The sequence below is a fragment of the Paraburkholderia sp. 22099 genome, assembly GCF_052045835.1.
Lineage (GTDB): Bacteria > Pseudomonadota > Gammaproteobacteria > Burkholderiales > Burkholderiaceae > Paraburkholderia > Paraburkholderia terricola.
Genome location: NZ_JBQEPU010000003.1, coordinates 85,386 through 104,551 on the forward strand (window position 1 = coordinate 85,386; position 19,166 = coordinate 104,551).

The following is a 19,166-nucleotide window of genomic DNA, read 5'->3' on the forward strand; positions in this document are numbered from 1 at the left end:
GAAAGCCGGTCGTTCGGGTTCGACTCATGCGGACACGTGCAGCGGATGAACGAACTTGCGCGCGATCGTCATGTAGCGATCCGCAGTGTCGTGCAGCGTATAGCCCGCGAGTTGCCGTTTCGCTCGCGGCATGTCGAGCGCATTCAGCAACGCGCGACCGTAGGCTTCGCAATCCGTCGTATCGACGAGGCTCACACCCGCGAATCCGCTCGCAAAACCGAACGACGGAATCCGGCTCGCGACAACCGGAATGCCCGACGCGAGCGCCTCCAGAAAACCGATGCTCTGCGCCTCGAAGCGCGACGGCATCGCGAACACACGCGAGGCGCCGAGAATCGCGGCGACATCGGTTCGCGGGCCGCATACCGTCACCTTGCTCTCCAACCCGAGCCGAGTCACGAGCGACAACACCGCCTCGTGATAGGCGGGGTCTTCCACGACACCGCACAACAGCAGCCGCGCGTCGGGCTCGCTTTGCACCACGCGTTCGAACGCGCGAACGGTATCGAGCTGGCTCTTGCCCTCGATATAGCGGCCCAACTGAACGATCTGCTTCGCGGGCGCCGCGAGACCCGGCGCGGGTGCGTCGTCGTGCTCGGCGAACTGGGAGGCGTCCACGCCGTTCGGAATCACGACCAAAGACGGATGCGTGCCGATTTCGCGCAGATAGTCGTCGATATTTTGTTGCGACACGCCGATGATCGCCCTCGCCCGGCGCGACAACAGGCGCTCCGCTCGCTTGAGCGCGCCGTTTTCGAAATCGTTGACGCCGGAATGCATGACCCATGCGATGGGCGTATGCACAGGCAGCAGCCGCACATACAACGCGGCGAGCGTGGCGTGAGCCACGATGAAGTCGGGCCGAAACTGGCGCACCACACGATATAGATGCAGCAGTTTGCCCACCCTGCCGTGGCGAGCCCGAGGAAACAGACACGTGACGCCGGCGGCCTGAAGCTCCGCACGAATGCCGGCGAAATCGTCCTGTTGCGGAAGCAGCGAAGCCACACAAACTTCATGGCCGGCGCGCTGATGGTGAATGGCGAGACCTTTGACGAGTACTTCTGCCCCGGACAACCGCGGTGCGTGAACCAATTGAAGAATTCTCACGATTTATCTCTCTGGATAACCGCCTTTTTTGCGCAGCGGATGGACACGCCGAAGCCCTGCACCGGCCCTCACCGACTTCGGCATCCATTCTTGTGTGTATTTGGCGCCTTTCCTCGAAAGGCGACCGTCTCCGAGAACAGCGACAGTTCCGCTGCGAAGTCACTGTCGCCCGGACAAGTTACACCCAAGGCCCAGCGCTTTTACGCCAACTCCAAGATTCGAGCGGCTGCGCAATGAGCGCCAGCGCCCATTTCGCGGGTGATTGTCGCCGGAGCGGATAGTTAGGTATCCGGCTCGGCTATTCGCATGCCCAATTTTCATTGGCGGATAAAGACGGTTTTCAACAGACATCGCCTTTCATCCGATCGATGCAAATAGTGCTGATTAAATGTTCATACGTTACGAGTCGTTACTTCTTTTAAGCAGACTAATGCGTATCGTGGCGGTCGATTCTTCCCATTCGTGCGTTTAATCGCAGACAGAAGGAAAGAACTTCATTCGCTGAAAGTGAATGAAGCGAAGTACTCCAGCGCTCATCGCGCTATTCCTCTGAGCATCGGTCTTTTCGTCGTACCTCCTGATCGTCGGATTCCGCCAGATTCATTTCGTTTGAAGAGCCGTTTCGTATGACGTGAGGTTCTCCGAAAGACACGCTTTTGACCGACGACCCGGGAAGACCATCACGTTCGCGCAATTGAACCGTTGCGCAACCAGGACTGCCAGTGCCGACGCTTCGCGCGCCGGCCGGCTCGCAAATGACCGCGACGTTCGCTCCGTCTCCCCACGCGCCTCGCGCGAAGAGCCGGACGGGTGTCCACCAACGCATGGCTGACAGATCGATGAAACCTCGCTTACTCCTCCTCTCCACGCTTTCCCTCGCGCTCGCCGCATGCGGCGGCGGTGGCGGCGACAGCGCCAGCGGCGCCGCGGCCACGCAGGCGAATGGCACCAACGGCACCAGCGGCAGCACGAGCAGCGGCTCGACCGCGCTGAACGCCGCGGGCAAATCCACCGCGAAGCTGAGTTGCGCGTCGCCGGTCACGTCGGCGGGCTCGGGCAGCGCGACGATCGCCGCGGATACGCCCAGCGCGGACGGCACGCGCATCTTCGCCCAAGGCGCCACTTTCCAGCTTGCCTTCACCACCAACGCGCCGAGCGCGGACACGCTGAACTGGGCCGTCACGGACACGCTCGGCAAGGTCGCGGCAAGCGGCAGCACGGCCGTGGCGAGCGGCCAGAAAACCATCACGTTCAATTGCACGTCGACGCTGGCCGGCTATTTCGCGGCGACCGGCACGCTCGCGCAAAACGGCGGGCAGTTGCCGCAAGCCGGCACGCGTCCGGTCGGCATCGCGACCTTCGGCGTGACGCCGAATCTTTCCGGCATCGTTCCCACGGTCAACTATGCGCGCCAGGAGCAGCATCGTTTCGGCATGCAGGGCGCGAACGGCAACGGTCCGCTGCTTGCCGCCCTGGGCATTTCGTCGACCATCGACGATCGCCAGCTCTCGACGATGGAGCCGAACGGGCCGAACACGTTCAACCCGTCGGCCGGCAACCTCGATGCGTTCTACAAGTCCGGCAACGTGATGCGCCTGATCCGTCTCGATGGGATTCCCGCGTGGGCGAGCAGCACCGGCGCGTTCCAGGACGACACGCGACTGCCGACCGACCTGTCGTACTACCAGAGCTACATGGGCCGCGTCGGCACCGAGTCGAACGCGATTCGCGCGGCGTACTTCCCGAGCCAGTCGGCGAACTACTATCAGGTGACGTGGGAGCCGAACCAGATGTGGACCGACACCGACGCGAACTTCGTCGCGTTGTACAAGGCGGTCCATACGGGCATTCACTCGACCGATCCGCACGCGGTGGTGATGGGCCCGACCGATGCGTTCCCGAGCCTGACCACGACGCGCCTGAAGCGCCTCGCGTCGCTCGGCTTCGGTCAGTACATCGACGCGGTGGCCACGCACGGCTACTACGACGCGGGCACCTCGCCGTCGCATCCGCCCGAGCGCTACGACGCCGATCCCGCCACCGCCGACGGTTCGCTGCGCGGCCAGATGCGCAATCTGCGCGCGGAAATGGCCAGCGACTATCGCACGGGCATGAAGCTGTTCTCGACGGAAGCCGGCATCAGCTACGACCTCGGCAGCGCGTATGGCCCGAACTATCCGAGCGCGAACGTGTTGTACGCGCAAGCCGCGGTGGCCGCGCGCATGCACATCATCACGCTCGGCGAAGGCGCGGATCAGACCTACGTGTTCTATGGCGCGGACTATCCGAACGAGGTCGGCTACGGCACGTTCTTCGATCTGGCCGATGCGCAGGGCGCATTCGGCGCGTCGAACATCAGCCCGAAGCCGGTCGCGATGGCGATCAGCGCGATGACGCATACGCTCGACGGCACCACCACGCTCGGTCCCGTGAACGGCACGCCGACCGGCGTCTACGCCTACGCGTTCCAGCAAGTGGGCAACGGCGCGGTGATCACCGCCTTGTGGGCGCACAACAACAACGTCTGGAACGCGAGCGCGGGTTTCAGCTCGACCTATAGCGTGTCGTACAGCCTCAATGTGGACGCGCCGGGCACGAGCGGCACCGTGAAGGTGGTCGACATGATGGGCAATGCGACGAGCGCGAACTACAGCAACGGTGTGCTCACGCTGAACCTGACCGAATCGCCGGTGTATGTGGTGTCGAACAATGCGTCGGTTGCGAAGGCCAACGCAACGGTTCCGGTGGGGTACGTCGGGATCTAACACCGCGCTTCGCTTCAGCGGACGCAAAAACGTCAGCCGGCTCCAGGGCCGGCTGACGTTTTTTTCGGGGTCGCGCACGCGGGGCGGTGAACGCATCGGCGAAAAGGCAAAAACCCCGGCACACACGACAAAATCAGCGCACACTACCTAATTGCTTCCACGTGGAGCGAAAATAAGCCAATTGGGAGTCCATCATGGCAAAAGGTCAAATGCGTAGTAACCGGGAAGTCAAGAAACCGAAGCAACCGAAGAAACCCCAACCCGCCACGTCGCCTTCGGGCGCGCCGCCGATCCGCGTGGCGCCTAGCACGTCGGCCACTCAGAAGAAGCACTAAAAACGCGCAAGCCCGCCCCGCAGGGCGGGCTCTCGCCGTAAGCCGTAAGCCGTCAGCCGGCATCCACTTTCACTTCCATTTTGCGTTCGTCGACCAGGGACGCAGCTTCGCTCACAATGGCGCACGCGCCCGCACTCCGGCGCGAACCGCGGCAAATCAGAACAACCATGCAGGAAGGATTGCCCATGTCCACCACCAGTCTTTTTCTCACCGCCGCGGGCGTCGGCCTCGCGATTGCAGCGCCGGTCGGCCCGATGGGCATGCTGTGCATCCGCCGCACGCTGACCGGCGGTCCGCGCGCGGGGCTCGCGATCGGCTTCGGCATCGCGACCGGCGATGCGGTCTATGGCCTGATCGCGGCGCTCGGCCTCGTCGGCATCTCGCAGTTCATGCTTGCCTACGACCGGCCTCTGCATCTGCTCGCGGGTCTCTTTCTGCTTTATCTCGGCGTGCGCACGCTGCTGCAAAAATCCCCCGACGACGCGGCGAACGGCAACGGCGAGAGCAGCAACGGCGGCACCGGCCAGCTCGCGCAGATCGGCCGCGCCGGCGCGCTGCGCGCCTATGCGAGTTCGTTGCTGCTCACGCTGACCAATCCGCAAACCGTCATCATGTTCGCCGCGCTGTTCACCACGCTCGCGCCGCGCGGCGCGTTTTCGTCGAGCATCGCGCTCACCACGGTGGGCGGCGTGTTTTGCGGCTCGGTCGCGTGGTGGTGTTTCCTCGTGACCGTGGTGTCGTTCGCGCGCCATGCGATCGGCAGCAAGCTGCGCGTCGCGATCGACAAGGCGGTCGGGCTCACGCTGGCGGCCTTCGGCATCGTCGAGATTCGCCGCGCGCTGTGAGCGGAGCGCGTTGTGTTGCGCCGCCAACCTTAGCGGCGCGAGACGACGCGCCGTCGCGCTCCTTGCGCGCCTCATGCGAGTCCGGCATGGGCCGTGACGGCGCTTCGTACACACACCCGGCATAGCCGTCACGGTGTTTCCACACGCAAGCGCGGCGGTTTTGCGACAATAGCGCCTTTCGCCGCGCCGCGGCGGGCCTTCCGCCGGCATCCGCCGAGCGTGCAAGGCATGCACGCGCCGGCCCTGGCGCCTAACTGTCCAACCCACCCGACCGTCCGCGGTCCGCTCAATGGCTCTTCCCCATATCGATCTGCTGTACTCCGTCTCCGGCCTGTTCGTCGGCTTTCTGGTCGGACTGACGGGCGTCGGCGGCGGCTCGCTGATGACGCCGATCCTCGTTCTGCTGTTCAACGTGCATCCGGCCACCGCGGTCGGCACCGACTTGCTGTACGCGTCCGCCACCAAGGCGACCGGCACGCTGGTGCACGGCCTGAAAGGCTCGATCGACTGGCAGGTCACGCTGCGCCTCGCGGCCGGCAGCGTGCCCGCCGCCACGCTCACGCTGATCCTGCTGCATCGTTACGGCATGGATACGCCCGGCGCGAGCCGCCTGATCCAGATCGTGCTCGGCGTGGCGCTGCTGATCACGGCGGTGGCGCTGGTGTTCCGTCCGCAACTCGCGGCGCTCGGCGCGCTCCGCCAGCGCGCACCCACCCAGGGGCGCACCCTCGTCCTCACCATGGTGACGGGCGCGGTGCTCGGCGTGCTGGTGTCGCTGACTTCGGTGGGCGCGGGGGCCATCGGCGTGACGGTGTTGCTGCTGCTGTATCCGTTGCTGCCGACCACGCGCATCGTCGGCTCCGACATCGCGCATGCGGTGCCGCTCACGCTGCTGGCGGGCACGGGCCATTGGCTGCTGGGTTCGGTCGACTGGTCGATGCTGCTGTCGCTGCTGGTGGGCTCACTGCCGGGCATCGCGATCGGCAGCTACCTGTCGGCGCGCGCGCCGGATGCGCTGCTGCGCAATCTGCTCGCCGCCACGCTGACGCTGGTCGGCGTGCGGCTCGTGCTGGCTTGATGGTCGATGCGGCTGGCGGGATAGCGCGCCTCATCTACTGATGTTGCGAGCGCACCAAAGCACGGCCGATACGACTGCCCCTGCCGGCGCCTTCAGCGCGGCTACGGCTACTTGAAGAACCTGCAGTTCAGATCGGCCTCGAACTGCCGGATCCATTGACCATGACGGTCGTGATAGGACTGCGCCCAGCCGCCGCGCCGCACCGTGATGAGTCGCTCGTGCGCGGCATCGGCCGGGTCCATGCAGACGCTGATGTCGAAGTGCGCCGGCGCAAAACCGTGCCGGGCGCACACCAGTTCGAAAGCCGCCCGATCGCCGATCGGCAAATCGGTGTAGCGCAAAAGCGTGGATTCCATGGCGTTGACTCCGGTTCCCATCCATCACACTACGCTTCAAGCCGCGTCAATTGTGTGTCATAGCGCACGGACGACGGCGGCGACGCCCGCTCGCGGCGGCCGCGATTCATGCCGTGTGACCCATCATCACCGCTTCAAAAATCCGCGCGGGAAAATAAAAAAGGCCCCGGCATTTTTCGCCGGAGCCCTGGTCTTGCCGCGCATCACGCTGGCGCACGACGGGATGAAACCGCGTGCGCGGCAGCCGATACACGCATGCCGCATACGATGCCCGCGCGGTTCAAGCCCGCACGAATGCGGCTGTCATCGCGCCCGCTCGATGCTGCCCGCGTGATGCTCGCGCGCCGACGCGGCCCGCTTACTGCTGCATGACGTTCAGCTTGTTCGATACCGACGTCACGCCGGGGACGCTCTTGGCGGCTTCGCCGGCGGCGTCGATCTGGCCTTGGTCGGGCACCGAGCCCGTCAGCGTCACGGCGCCGCCGCGAGCACGCACGGAGATGCTCGACACGTCGACGCCTTGCACCTTGCCAATCGCGGCGCGCACCTTGCGGCCGAGCTGGCTATTCGCCTTCTTGGTGGACTTGGCGCTGGCAGCCGGTGCCGCGGTCGTGCCGGTTGCCGATGCATCGCTTGCCTGAGCGTACACGTTGCACGCCACCACCATCGCCACCACCGAGCCCAGCGTTTTCAGAAAACCGACCGATTTCATAGCTCTCTTCTCCTTAGCTTCACATTGGACCGCCTATACAAGCGGCTTCGTTACGACTACCGGCGACCGTTCGCGCGGCGCCACAAGGCGCGGCGCGGCGACGGCCGACTGAGGCGGCGACACGGTGTGCGAGAGGCGAGAGAGGCCGGCTGCCGTTACCGCATGCGACGGCTGCATGCGATGCGGCACGGGCGCCGGCAAGCCGCGAAGTCCGCCGGCGCGCCCGGTTCTTGTGTGTCGTGCCGGGTCGCGCCGCGCAAACGTGTGTTCGCGGCAGCGAACGACAATTTAATCCAGGCGGGCGAGAAGCGCAAAGGGTTTAGTCATGCGCGAGACGTGCGGCGGGTGCGGCTCGCGGGCCGATTGTCCGTCGATTCAGCCTCGCTTACCCACGATTCGAGCAATCGTTCACGCGGCATTCATGCGCCGTACATGCGCCATTCACGTTTTGTTACGGGTTTCTCGGCGGCATCGACGCCGCGCTTTTCGCCGCCGCATGAATCTCGGGTACCATCGGGCGCGACGCGCGACGCCGCGTGGTTTGCCCGGCGTTCGCGGCAGCCGGCCCTGGCATGGCGCGTGCGTTTTCGTTCAGTCGTGCGCCACGAAGCGCCGTCAACCTGTGTCCTTTCGAGCGTAGCCGTCACGTCATCCGATGAAGCCCGCCACCGGCCGCAAAGGCCCTCCCCGTCTCGTTGCCCGTTTCGTCGCGATCTCCTGGCGCGATCTGGCCGTCTCGTTCGGGCCGATTCTGCTGATCGCCGTCGCGGCCATCTGGGTCGCCGTGCGGCTGATCCAGCCCGCCCCGCCCAGCACGCTGACGATCAGCGCCGGCCCCGAAGGCAGCACCTTCTGGACCGCGGCGCAAAAGTACAAAGAGATCCTGGCGCGCAACCGCATCACGCTGAACGTGCTGCCTTCGGAAGGCTCGCTGCAGAATCTCAAGCGGCTTTCGGACCCGAACTCGGATGTCGACGTCGGCTTCGTGCAGGACGGCGTCGCGCCGGCCCAGACGAGCGGCGGCCTGATGTCGCTCGGCAGCGTGGCATACGTGCCGCTGGCGATCTTCTATCACGGTCCGACGATCGCGCGGCTCGCCGAATTCAAGGGCCAGCGGCTCGCCGTCGGCGCCGAGGGGAGCGGCACGCGTGAGCTCGCGCTCGCGCTGCTCAAGGCCAACGGCATCGTGCCGGGCGGCTCGACCAAACTGCTGCCGCTCTCGGGCGACGACGCCGCCGAGGCGCTCGTCTCCGGCAAGGTCGACGCGGCATTTCTGGCTGGCGACTCGGCGCAACCGGCGGTAATGGGCAAGCTCTACCGCACGCCGAACGTGCAGTTCTACGACTTCACGCAGGCCACTGCCTACACGCGCCGCTTTCCCTATCTGACCGAACTCACGATGCCGATGGGCGCGTTCGACCTGGGCAAGAACCTGCCGTCCGCGCCGATTCATCTGGTGGCGCCGACCGCCGAACTGGTGGCGCGCGACTCGCTGCACCCCGCGCTCTCGGATCTGCTGATCGAAGCCGCGCGCGAGGTGCACGGCAAGGCCAACATCATGCAGCGCACCGGCGAATTTCCCGCGCCGCTCGCGCACGACTTCCCGATCAGCGACGACGCCGCGCGCTACTACAAGTCGGGCAAGAGCTTCCTCTACCGGATCTTGCCGTTCTGGCTCGCGAGTCTCGCCGACCGTCTGCTGGTGGTCGTGGTGCCGCTGATCGTGCTGCTGATTCCGGCGCTGCGGCTCGTGCCGTCGCTGTATGCGTGGCGGGTCAAGTCGCGGATCTACCGGTGGTACGGCGCGCTGATCGCGATCGAGCGCAGCGCGCTCAGCGAATATTCGGCCGCCGAGCGCGCGTCGCTGATCGAACGGCTGGACGCGATCGAGGAGTCGGTCAATGGTCTGAAGATGCCGCTCGCTTACGCCGATCAGTTCTATGTGCTGCGCGAGCATATCGGCTTCGTGCGCGCGCGGCTCACGCAAAGCCGCGATATTCAGCGCGACGCGCCGGACGAGAAGGACGCCGGCTCTCCGCCGCCGACACCGCCCACGCCGTCCGCGGCGAACGAAGCGGCCGAAATCGGCGAGACGCCCGAAGACACCGGTCGCAAACCCTAGTGACCGGTGCAAGCAGCGAGCGCACCGCGTAAGATCATTACAATTCCGACAATCCAGCAGACGCACCGTTCTGAAAAGCAATCCGGGAGACATTCATGACCGTTGGCATCGACGCCAGGCAGCCGCTGTGGTTCTACGATTTTGTCTCGCCGTTTACCTATCTGTTGCTCGAGCAACACGATAAATGGCCGGGCTTCGACTTCGTGTTCACGCCGATCGTGCTGAACGATCTGTATCGCCACTGGGGCCAGTTGCCGGCCTACAGCGTGCCCGCCAAGCGCATCTTCATGTATCGCCACGCGCTGTTTCGCGCGGAGCAACTCGGCATTCCCTACAAGATGCCGCCGGCTCATCCATTCGATTCCACCAAGCCGCTGCTGCTCGCCACCGCGGCGAACGGCGACATCGCCTTCGTGCGCGAGATTTTCCGCTTCATCTGGCGTGAAGGGCGTGATCCGTCGAGCGACGAGGCATTCGCCGAGTTGTGCGAGCGCGTCGGCGTGCCCGACGGGCCCGAACTCATCAAGAGCGAGGAAGTGAAGGCGCAATTGCAGCGCAACACGGCGGATGCGATCAGCCTGGGCGTCTACGGCGTGCCCACCTTCCGTCTGAACGAGCAGTTGTTCTGGGGTGAGGACGCGTTGCCGATGGTGCTGTACTGCGCGCGCACGCCGAACTGGCTCGACTCGGCGGAAGTGAAGCGAATCAGTTTGCTGCCCTCGGGCCTCCCGAACAACTGAGCGCGGGGCAAAGGTCGGCCCTGGTTCGAGCCGGCGCGCCGAACACGCACTTGCGCGCCACGCGGTGCGCAACAGACTGCGGCGATCCGCGTGCCCCGCCGTGGAATTTCCGCGATCCGCGCGAGCGAATGTGCGCAGCCGTGGCGTCGCAAAAGCGCGGCTGATGCCGGCCATACCGCGCCTGCTATGGCCGCCACACCGCAAACGGGCCTAAGGTAATAACCTTCGCCCCGCTACGCGAGTGGTGGTGCGCGAGCGGTTCCGTAAGCACGCCTTGTCCGCGCCCGATCCGCTCGCACCGCCTTGCCTGAACCATGGACGACACCGCCGCCTCCCTCGATATCTGGCTCGTGCGCGTGCTGCGCACGCTGCTGGTCGAGCGCAGCGTCACGCAGACCGCGCTGCGTCTGAATCAGACCCAGCCCGCCATCAGCACCGCGCTGCGCAAACTGCGCGAGACGCTGAACGACCCGATCCTCGTGCGCGGCAAATCGGGCATGGTGCCGACCGAATACGGCGAATCGCTGCTGGCTTCCGCGCAACGCGTGCTGCGCGAAGTGGATTTCGTCGCGACGCCGCACGGCGACTTCGATCCGGGCCGTTCGCGCCGCACCTTTCGCGTGGCCGCGCCGGACTATCTGAACGACTTTTTCATGCCGACGGTGATCGCGCGGTTTCGCGAGTCCGCGCCGCATGCGCGGCTCGAAATCGATTCGCTGAGCCCGATGCTCGATCATTCCGCGGCGCTCGAGGCCGGCGAACTCGACCTGGTGATCGGCAACTGGCCGAAGCCCGATCCGCGTTTCGAGCGCAGCGATCTGTTCTCGGATACGGTGGTGTGCCTGATGCGCGCCGATCATCCGCTGACCCGCGCGCCGTTGACGCGCGAAGCGTATCTCGCGGCGCCGCATCTTGCGCCCACGCCCTACAGCGGCGCGCGCGGCGGCGCCATCGACATTGGTTTCGCGCGGGCGCGCGCCGAGCGGCGCATCGTCGCCACGCTGCCCTACTTCGGCCTCGTGCCGCAAACCCTGCTGCAATCGGATCTGATCTTCACGACCACGCGGCGTTTCGCGACGCACTATGCAAGCATCCTGCCGCTCGCTGTTGTGGAGGTGCCGATTCCGTTTCCGCGCATCAAGTGCTATCAGATGTGGCATCCGCAGCCGGACAGGCCGAGCGACATCGGCTGGTTGCGCGCGCTGATGTCGCAGGTGTCCGATGGGCTGGTCGCGCAGAAGGTGCGGCGCGTGAAGCGGGCGGGCACGAAGGCAACGTCAGGCGGATAGGGCCGACGTTTTGGTTCGGAGGTAGGCGCTGGATGTCGGGCGCGTTGCTTCGACTGCCTTGCTTCGACTGCCTTGCTTCGACTGCCTTGCTTCGACTGCCTTGCTTCGACCGCCTTGCATGAGGCGTGGCCCCGCCGCGCTCACCCGCTCGCGCAAAGCACCCGCGTCACCGCTTGTGCCGCTGCCCGCCGCGCCCGCACCTGCAACAGCTCCGCGCACACCGCCACCGCGATCGCCGGGGGTGCCTTATCGACGATGCCGGCCACGCCGATCGGACACGTCATCTCCACGAGCCGCTCCCGAGCCACGCCGCGCTCGAGCAAACGCCGCTCGAATTTCACGCGCTTGGTCTTCGAACCGATCATGCCGAAGTAGCTGAAGTCGCGCCGCCGCATGATGCGTTCGGCCAGCGAAAAATCGAGCGCGTGGCGATGCGTCATCACGAGGAAGTAGGCACCGGGCGGCGCGGTGTCGACGATTGCATCGGGCGTGTCCGTCGCTTCGATCTGCACGTTGGCGGGCGTTTCGTCGGGAAACAGTTCGTCTCGCTCGTCGACCCACTGCACGACGCACGGCAGGCTGCCGAGCAACGTGACGAGCGCATGCCCGACATGCCCCGCGCCGAACAGCACGATATGCAGCGGCGCCGGACGCGGCGCTTGCAGTGCGCCGCGCCGGCCGGTCCGAACGGACGGCAACTCGTTCATGGCGATCATTCCAGTTGGGTTCGAGTCGTGCATCATGGCCGCGCTTGCGTTCAAAGTTTACTGCCGCGCCGCCGCGCGCGCCGCCCGCACCGCGCCGACTGCCTTGAGGATTTCCTCGCTCGTCGCGGGCGCGTTCAGCGGCGGATTGACCGTGTGATCGCCGACCGCCGAAATAGCGTCGCGAATCGCAAAGAACACCGAGAACGGCAGCAGCAGCGGCGGCTCGCCGGTCGCCTTCGAACGATGGATGCTGTCCTCCGCATTGCGGTTAGCGAACAACCGCACATTGAAGACCGGCGGCGTATCGTTCACGGTCGGAATCTTGTAAGTGGACGGCGCGTGCGTCGTCAGCTTGCCGTCCGCGTTCCACCACAGTTCCTCGGTGGTGAGCCAGCCCATGCCCTGAATGAACGCGCCTTCCACCTGGCCGACATCGAGCGCGGGGTTCAGCGACGCGCCCACGTCATGCAGCGCGTCCGCGCGCAGCACGCGCATTTCGCCGGTCAGCGTGTCGATCACCACTTCCGACACCGCCGCGCCGTACGAGTAGTAGTAGAACGGCCGGCCTTGCAGCTTCGCCTGGTCCCAATGGAGCTTCGGCGTCGCGTAGAAGCCGTCCGACCACAACTGGATGCGCGCGAGGTAGGCCTTGGCGATCACGTCCTCGAACGGCACCACCGTCTCGCCGACGATCACGCGATCGTGAGCGAACCGCACCTGCGCTGCGCTCACCCGCCCCGCGCCGAAACGCTCGGCGGCGAATGCCGACAAACGCTCGCGCAACTGGCGCGCCGCATCCTGAGCCGCCTTGCCGTTCAGATCGGAACCGGTCGATGCGGCCGTCGCCGATGTATTGGCGACCTTGCTGGTGTCGGTCGCCGTGACGCGAATGCGCTTGAAGCCGACGCCCAGTTCATGCGCGACCACCTGCGCGACCTTCGTGTTCAAGCCCTGGCCCATCTCGGTGCCGCCGTGATTCACCAGCACCGAGCCATCGGTGTAGATGTGCACGAGCGCGCCGGCCTGGTTGAAGTGCGTCACGTTGAACGCGATGCCGAACTTGACCGGCGTGAGCGCGAGCCCCTTTTTCAGCACGTGGTTGTTCGCATTGAAGTCGTCGATCGCCGCGCGGTGCGCGCGGTATTCGCTGGTCGTTTCGAGTTCGTCGATCAGTTCGTGAATCACGTTGTCCTCGACGATCTGGCCATACGGCGTCTGATTGCGCTCGGTCTTGCCGTACAGATTGCGGCGGCGCACGTCGAGCGCGTCCGCGCCGAGCGAACGCGCGACGTTGTCCATGATGTATTCGATCGCGAACGCGCCTTGCGGACCGCCGAAGCCGCGGAACGCGGTGTTCGACTGCGTGTTGGTCTTGCCGCAGAAGCCGTCGATGGTCACGTCCGACAGCCAGTACGCGTTATCGAAGTGGCACAGCGCGCGCGTCATCACCGGACCCGACAGGTCGGCGGAAAAACCGCAGCGCGAGGTCATGTCGACGCTCACGCCGTCGATCACGCCGTGCTCGTCGTAGCCCACTTCGTACGTGTAGTGAAAGTCGTGCCGCTTGCCGGTGACCATCATGTCGTCGTCGCGATCGGGGCGCAGCTTCACGGGGCACAGCAGCTTCCATGCGGCGAGCGCCGCGCAGCACGCGAACAGACCCGATTGCGATTCCTTGCCGCCGAACGCGCCGCCCATCCGCCGGCATTCGATCAGCACGTTATGCGACGCCACGCCCAGGGCGTGCGCGACCAGGTGCTGCATCTCGGTGGGATGCTGGGTCGAACAGTAGACGTGCATGCCGTCGTCGTCCTTCGGCACCGCGTAGGCAATCTGGCCTTCCAGATAGAACTGCTCCTGACCGCCGAGCAGCATCTCGCCGGCATCGCGATGCGCGGCGCGGGCGATCTTCGCGGCTGCCGCGCCGCGCGCGAGTTTCATCGGCGGCAACACGGACTGGTTGGCGGCGCGCGCCTGCTGCGCGGTGAGAACTGCGGGCAGTTCCTCGTAGACGACTTCAGCCCGGCGCGCCGCGAGACGCGCGGTTTCATGCGACGTCGCGACCACGATGAAGATCGGCTGGCCAACGTATTGCACGACACCGTCCGCGAGAATCGGATCGTCGCCGTGGATGATCGGGCCGACGTCGTTGGCGCCGGGAATGTCGCCTGCAGTGAAGATCGCGACCACGCCGGGCGTGGCGCGCACTGCGTCGAACGACATCGACACGAGCCTCGCGTGCGCTTTCGACGACAGGCCGAGCGCGGCGTGCAACGTGCCGGCGAGCGTCGGTATGTCGTCGGTGTAAGTGGCGCGGCCGCTCACATGCAAATGCGCGGATTCGTGAGGACGCGAGACGTGGACCTGAGTGAAGTTTTCCTGATCCTGAAGATCTTTCAGGAACGGCTCGGCATGCTGGTTCATTGTCGTGTTCTCCGTAGGCTCGCGGCGTATCAGGCGTTCGCGCACGCCGCGGCGACCGCGCGCACATCCAGCGCGCTTTTCGGCAGCGGATCGTTCGGACGCGTTTCGAGCCAGAAGCGATACAGCGTGTTCTTCGCCGCTTCGAGGCGGTAGTGGCTGGTCGCGCGCATGTCGGAGAGCGGCGCGTAGTCGTTACCGAGCGCGAGCATCGCGGCCTGCGCGGTGGCCTCGTGCCAGTCGGCGTCGCGCAAAACGGCTTCGGCGTGCGTCGCGCGTTTGGGCGTGGCGGCCATGCCGCCGAACGCGATGCGCGGCTCGCGGATCACGTTGCCGTCCGCGATGAAGGAGAACGCGGCGCAGACGGCCGAGATGTCGGAATCGAAACGCTTCGAGAGTTTGTAGGTGCGAAAGTGCAGGTTCTTGCGCGCGCCGGTGCGCGTCGGCACCTTCAGCCCGACCACGAATTCGTGCTCCGCCATGGCCTTCTTCTGATACGCGAGGTACAGGTCTTCGAGCGGCATCTCGCGTTCGATCTCGCCGCCGCGCACGATCACGCGCGCGCCGAGCGCGATCAGGCCGGGCATCGAATCGCCGATCGGCGAACCATTCGCGATGTTGCCGCCGAGCGTGCCCGCATTGCGAATCGGCAGCGACGCGAAGCGCAGCCACATTTCGGTGAGCTCGGGGTAGTGCCTCGCGAGTTCCGCATACGCCTTTTCGACGGTGACGCCCGCGCCGATCGCGATCCAGTCGTCATTCGTTTCGAGCTTCTGCAATGCGGCGATCTGGCCCACGTAGACAACGTTGCCGAGTTCGCGCATCTGCTTGGTGACCCACAGGCCGATGTCCGTGCTGCCCGCGAGAATGCGCGCGGCCGGTTCGGCTTGCTTGATCTTCGCGAGCGCTTCGACGGTGCGCGGCGCATTGAACTGCTGGCCGGCGTGGGGATAGTGGAAGGTGTCGACGCGCTCGAGCGTGGCGAGCGTTCTGGCGAGCGCGCCGATGTCGAGCGGCGCTTTCGGCGCGGGCGCTTCGAACATGCGCACGGCCGCGTCGACGATCGGACGGTAGCCCGTGCAGCGGCACAGGTTGCCGGTGAGCGCGTTGCCGATCGCTTCGCGCGACGGCACGGTTTTGTTCGCGCAGCCGTGTTCGTGGCCGTGCTTTTCGTACAGCGACCACATCGACATGACGAAGCCCGGCGTGCAGAAACCGCACTGCGAGCCGTGGCACTCGACCAGCGCCTGCTGTACCGGATGCAGCGAGCCGTCCGGCTGGCGCAGGTCTTCGACGGTGAAGAGCGCGCGGCCGTCGAGCGTCGGCAGGAACTGGATGCACGCGTTGACCGCCTTGAAGTCGACGCCGCCCGCCTCGTTGCGCTCGCCGATCACGACCGTGCAGGCGCCGCAGTCGCCTTCGGCGCAGCCTTCCTTGGTGCCGGTGCAATGGACGTCCTCACGCAGATACTGCAGGACCGTGCGCGTGACGGGGGCGTCCTCGATCTCGCGGATCGCGTTGCGGTGGTAGAAGCGAATCGGCTCAGTCATGTCTCGTTGCTCTCGAAGGTGACGGTTCGAAAACTATCACCGTCAATAAAGGCAACCCATAGCGGGGGCCGCATGCGGGACATATCCGCGAGACGATAAAGAGACGGGTTCGAGTGGCGATTGGCTTATGTAGCAGCGGTATTTTTGCCGCTCTTTTGCTGTTTTCATGGCTAACCGGCCATCACCCGCCCATGCCGAGAGCGGGAAAAGGACGTTTCATAGAGCCAAAACCGACCACTATGTGGATCTCGCGCCTGCCTTTGGTCCGACGAATTATTAAGCAACTCCTGCAAGAGAATCGGTTCCATGGGAAAATCACGCCTTCCCGCCGTTTTCAAGTCTCGTTTTCCCCATGTCCACCGACTCAGCGACACCTCGCAGCGAATTTGCGACGACCCTGCAGATCATTCCAGTCGTCTTTTTCACGTTTCTTTGCTACCTGACGATCGGCATTCCGCTGGCGGTGCTGCCCGGCTACGTCCACGACGACCTGGGTTACAGCGCCGTGCTCGCGGGCGCGGCGATCAGCGTGCAATACCTGGCGACGCTGGCCTCGCGGCCGTTGGCCGGCCGTTCGGCGGATACGCTGGGGCCGAAGCGCACGGTGTCGATCGGTTTGCTGGGTTGCGGCGCGAGCGGGATTCTGTTGTTGCTGGCGGTGTTGTGCGAGGGCTGGCCTGTGCTGAGCCTGGGGCTGCTGGTGTGCAGCCGCCTCGTGCTCGGATTCGGCGAAAGCCTCTGCGGCACGGGCGCGATTCTATGGGGCATCGGCCGGGTGGGCACGACCAACAATGCCCGGGTGATTTCGTGGAACGGCATCGCGACGTATGGCGCGCTCGCGGTCGGCGCGCCGCTCGGGGTCGCGATTGCGCATACGGTCGGCTTTGCCGCGCTGGGCATTCTGGTGATCGCGCTGGCGGCGCTCGGCTTCTATCTGGCCCGGCCGATGGCGCCGGTCCCCGTCGTGCATGGCGAGCGGATGTCGTACCGCAGCGTGTTCACGCGGGTGTTGCCGCACGGTATCGGGTTGGCGCTCGGGTCCGTCGGCTTCGGCTCGATCGCCACTTTCATCACGCTGTTCTATGCCGCGAAGAATTGGCCGAACGCGGCTTTATCGCTGACGGTGTTCGGCACGCTGTTCATCGGCGCGCGTTTGTTGTTCGCCAACACGATCAAGACCTACGGCGGGTTTCGTGTGGCGATTGTTTCGTTCTCGTTTGAATGCGTCGGCTTGTTGATGCTGTGGCTGGCGCCTGAGCCGCATATCGCGCTGGCCGGGGCGGCGTTGACCGGGTTCGGATTCGCGCTGGTGTTTCCCTCGCTTGGGGTGGAGGCCGTCGGGCTTGTGCCGCCTGCTAGCCGTGGGGCGGCTCTGTCGGCTTATTCCGTGTTTCTCGATCTCTCGCTTGGGATTACCGGGCCGTTGGCCGGGTATATCGCCGGGGAGTTTGGGTATGGGTCGGTGTTTCTGTTTGCCGCGGTCGCGGCGGCTGCGGCTGGGGGGCTTTGTTGTTTGCTTTATTTGCGGAATGTTAAGGGGACTGATTTGCCTGCGGCGCTCTAAGGGTTTTGCTTTTTTTGCCTTCGCGGCGCTTCGGTTGTTTGCTTGCGGGGTTGGCCTTTTCTTGCTTTCTTAGTGGTCTATTGGCGTTGCCCCTGTGCGGGGCGGCACTTACTTTCTTTGCCGCCGCAAAGAAAGTAAGCAAAGAAAGCGGCTCACACCGCTAGTTCTGAAGCGGGTCCCCTAGCTTCGAGGGGGTAGTGGCCCATCTGGAATCCGTGCCCTCGCGCATTCAATGTTAGTGACAAGGCAGTCATGCTTCCCGACTCGCGCTGTGCGCTCGTCGGAAGGGTCTGCCTGACAAACAGTGGGGCGTTTGGGTAGTCGAGGTGCGCCGAGAGGCGCGACCACTACTTTCCCTCCGACAAGCCCCGCTCGAGCGCCGCTACGCCGGCCGGCAAGTCGACCTTGACGCCGAGGTCAACCATCGTTCTCCCAAGCGCGTGCACCGTGCGGAAAAGATTGTGCTCGCGGCACTGTTCCCCCATCTGCCCGATCCGCACGATCGGCAAACCGAAGGAGCCGGAAATCTCCACCTGATGCATCCGCGAAATATGCGCGCAGACATCGCCTGGACTGAGCCCGGCAGGCACCTCGATTCCCACCACCGAATTCAACCGGCACGCCGCCGGCGTATACAGTTGCAAGCCCAAGGCCGTCACGCCTTGCTGCAACGCCAGCGAGCATTTCAAATGCCGCGCAAAACGCTTTTCCAACGTCTCGGCGCACACGAGACGCAACGCCTCGTGCAATGCCAGCACGCCCGACACCGGCGCGGTGTAGTGATACCCGGCGTTATGCCAGAAGTTCTCCGCCAGCGACGCATCCAGACACCAATGCGCATTCGGCGCCGTGCGCCCTTTCACTCGCTCCCACGCGGCGTCGGAAAACGCTATCAGCGACACGCCCGGAATCGACGACAGCCCCTTCTGCCCGCCCGTGATCACAGCGTCGATGCCCCACGCGTCCATCTCCAACGGCATCGTGCTCAGCGTGCACACCGCGTCCACGATGACCAGCGCGCCAGCCGCTTTCGCCAGCGCGGCAATGTCCTTCAGATGGTGGTTCCACACCGTATTCGATGTCTCACCCTGCACCACCGTCACGATCTCGGGGCGCTCGCGGCGAATCGCCTCGGCGACCTGATCGAGACTCGCGACGGAACGGTCGTCGACGTCCAGCGTGCTCACCCGCGCGCCGACGCGGCGGCCCATTTCCGCCATCCGCTCGCTGAAGAAGCCGTTCCTGATGCTCAGCACACGCGTGCCTTCCCACGCGAGATTGCAGATCGCCATTTCCATCGCGGCCGATCCCGGTCCCGCCACGCCCAGCACCCATTTGGATTTCGTCTGGAACACGTAGCGCGCCATCGTCTTGACCTGGCCGATCACCTTCACCATCGTGCCGCCCAGGTGATTGATCACGACCGTGTTGGCCTTGGCGACGGCCGCGGGAATCGGCACGGGACCGGCGCCCATCATCAGGAGCGGTTCTTCGGGAAGAATCGCGTCGAGCGATTCGACAACCGGACAGGGCACTGCGGAGGAAACGGAGGTGGAGGATGAAGTCGGCATG

At 65.1% G+C, this 19,166-nt stretch carries 14 protein-coding genes; 7 read left to right on the plus strand and 7 right to left on the minus strand.

Annotated features, from left to right (window positions below):
- Positions 1–24: 24 nt before the first annotated feature.
- The gene (locus ACTJLC_RS04375; RefSeq protein WP_083084500.1) at positions 25–1,110 is read right to left on the minus strand and encodes a glycosyltransferase family 4 protein; all 1,086 of its coding nucleotides are present in this window, start codon (positions 1,108–1,110) and stop codon (positions 25–27) included.
- A gap of 839 nt (positions 1,111–1,949) precedes the next feature.
- On the opposite strand from ACTJLC_RS04375, the gene ACTJLC_RS04380 reads away from it, so the two are divergent.
- The 3 genes from ACTJLC_RS04380 (at position 1,950) to ACTJLC_RS04390 (ending at position 6,133) form a co-directional block, all read left to right on the plus strand.
- Complete coding sequence (locus ACTJLC_RS04380) at positions 1,950–3,875, plus strand: hypothetical protein (protein ID WP_310130438.1); 1,926 nt, start codon at positions 1,950–1,952, stop codon at positions 3,873–3,875.
- 520 nt (positions 3,876–4,395) lie between these two features.
- Complete coding sequence (locus ACTJLC_RS04385; protein WP_440843289.1) at positions 4,396–5,055, plus strand: LysE family translocator; 660 nt, start codon at positions 4,396–4,398, stop codon at positions 5,053–5,055.
- A gap of 289 nt (positions 5,056–5,344) precedes the next feature.
- Complete coding sequence (locus tag ACTJLC_RS04390; protein WP_073428153.1) at positions 5,345–6,133, plus strand: sulfite exporter TauE/SafE family protein; 789 nt, start codon at positions 5,345–5,347, stop codon at positions 6,131–6,133.
- Between the two features lie 107 nt (positions 6,134–6,240).
- Here the strand turns inward: ACTJLC_RS04390 and ACTJLC_RS04395 are convergent, their stop codons facing one another.
- Positions 6,241–6,489: a hypothetical protein gene (locus ACTJLC_RS04395; protein WP_073428154.1), complete on the minus strand. Its 249-nt coding sequence runs from the start codon at positions 6,487–6,489 to the stop codon at positions 6,241–6,243.
- A 358-nt stretch (positions 6,490–6,847) separates the two neighbouring features.
- Positions 6,848–7,201, minus strand: a complete 354-nt coding sequence (locus tag ACTJLC_RS04400) for a BON domain-containing protein (RefSeq protein ID WP_073428155.1) — start codon at positions 7,199–7,201, stop codon at positions 6,848–6,850.
- Between the two features lie 655 nt (positions 7,202–7,856).
- Between ACTJLC_RS04400 and ACTJLC_RS04405 the strand changes: the two genes are divergently transcribed.
- The 3 genes from ACTJLC_RS04405 (at position 7,857) to ACTJLC_RS04415 (ending at position 11,352) form a co-directional block, all read left to right on the plus strand.
- Complete coding sequence (locus tag ACTJLC_RS04405; RefSeq protein WP_310130445.1) at positions 7,857–9,323, plus strand: TAXI family TRAP transporter solute-binding subunit; 1,467 nt, start codon at positions 7,857–7,859, stop codon at positions 9,321–9,323.
- A 95-nt stretch (positions 9,324–9,418) separates the two neighbouring features.
- Positions 9,419–10,063, plus strand: a complete 645-nt coding sequence (locus ACTJLC_RS04410; protein ID WP_073428157.1) for a 2-hydroxychromene-2-carboxylate isomerase — start codon at positions 9,419–9,421, stop codon at positions 10,061–10,063.
- 314 nt (positions 10,064–10,377) lie between these two features.
- A complete protein-coding gene (locus tag ACTJLC_RS04415; RefSeq protein WP_073428158.1) occupies positions 10,378–11,352 on the plus strand; it encodes a LysR substrate-binding domain-containing protein in 975 nt (324 codons plus the stop codon).
- Between the two features lie 140 nt (positions 11,353–11,492).
- Here ACTJLC_RS04415 and xdhC read toward each other — a convergent pair whose 3' ends face one another.
- The 3 genes from xdhC to xdhA are packed head-to-tail and all read right to left on the minus strand — an operon-like array spanning position 11,493 to position 16,030.
- The gene (xdhC, locus tag ACTJLC_RS04420) at positions 11,493–12,059 is read right to left on the minus strand and encodes a xanthine dehydrogenase accessory protein XdhC (protein WP_114163420.1); all 567 of its coding nucleotides are present in this window, start codon (positions 12,057–12,059) and stop codon (positions 11,493–11,495) included.
- 57 nt (positions 12,060–12,116) lie between these two features.
- Entirely contained in the window at positions 12,117–14,483 is a 2,367-nt protein-coding gene (xdhB, locus tag ACTJLC_RS04425) for a xanthine dehydrogenase molybdopterin binding subunit (protein ID WP_440843290.1), read from the minus strand.
- A gap of 29 nt (positions 14,484–14,512) precedes the next feature.
- The gene (gene xdhA / locus ACTJLC_RS04430) at positions 14,513–16,030 is read right to left on the minus strand and encodes a xanthine dehydrogenase small subunit (RefSeq protein ID WP_310130453.1); all 1,518 of its coding nucleotides are present in this window, start codon (positions 16,028–16,030) and stop codon (positions 14,513–14,515) included.
- 352 nt (positions 16,031–16,382) lie between these two features.
- Between xdhA and ACTJLC_RS04435 the strand changes: the two genes are divergently transcribed.
- The gene (locus tag ACTJLC_RS04435; RefSeq protein ID WP_310130456.1) at positions 16,383–17,594 is read left to right on the plus strand and encodes an MFS transporter; all 1,212 of its coding nucleotides are present in this window, start codon (positions 16,383–16,385) and stop codon (positions 17,592–17,594) included.
- A 347-nt stretch (positions 17,595–17,941) separates the two neighbouring features.
- On the opposite strand, the gene ACTJLC_RS04440 is transcribed toward ACTJLC_RS04435, so the two are convergent.
- Entirely contained in the window at positions 17,942–19,165 is a 1,224-nt protein-coding gene (locus tag ACTJLC_RS04440) for a pyridoxal-phosphate-dependent aminotransferase family protein (protein ID WP_073428162.1), read from the minus strand.
- Position 19,166 lies beyond the last annotated feature (1 nt).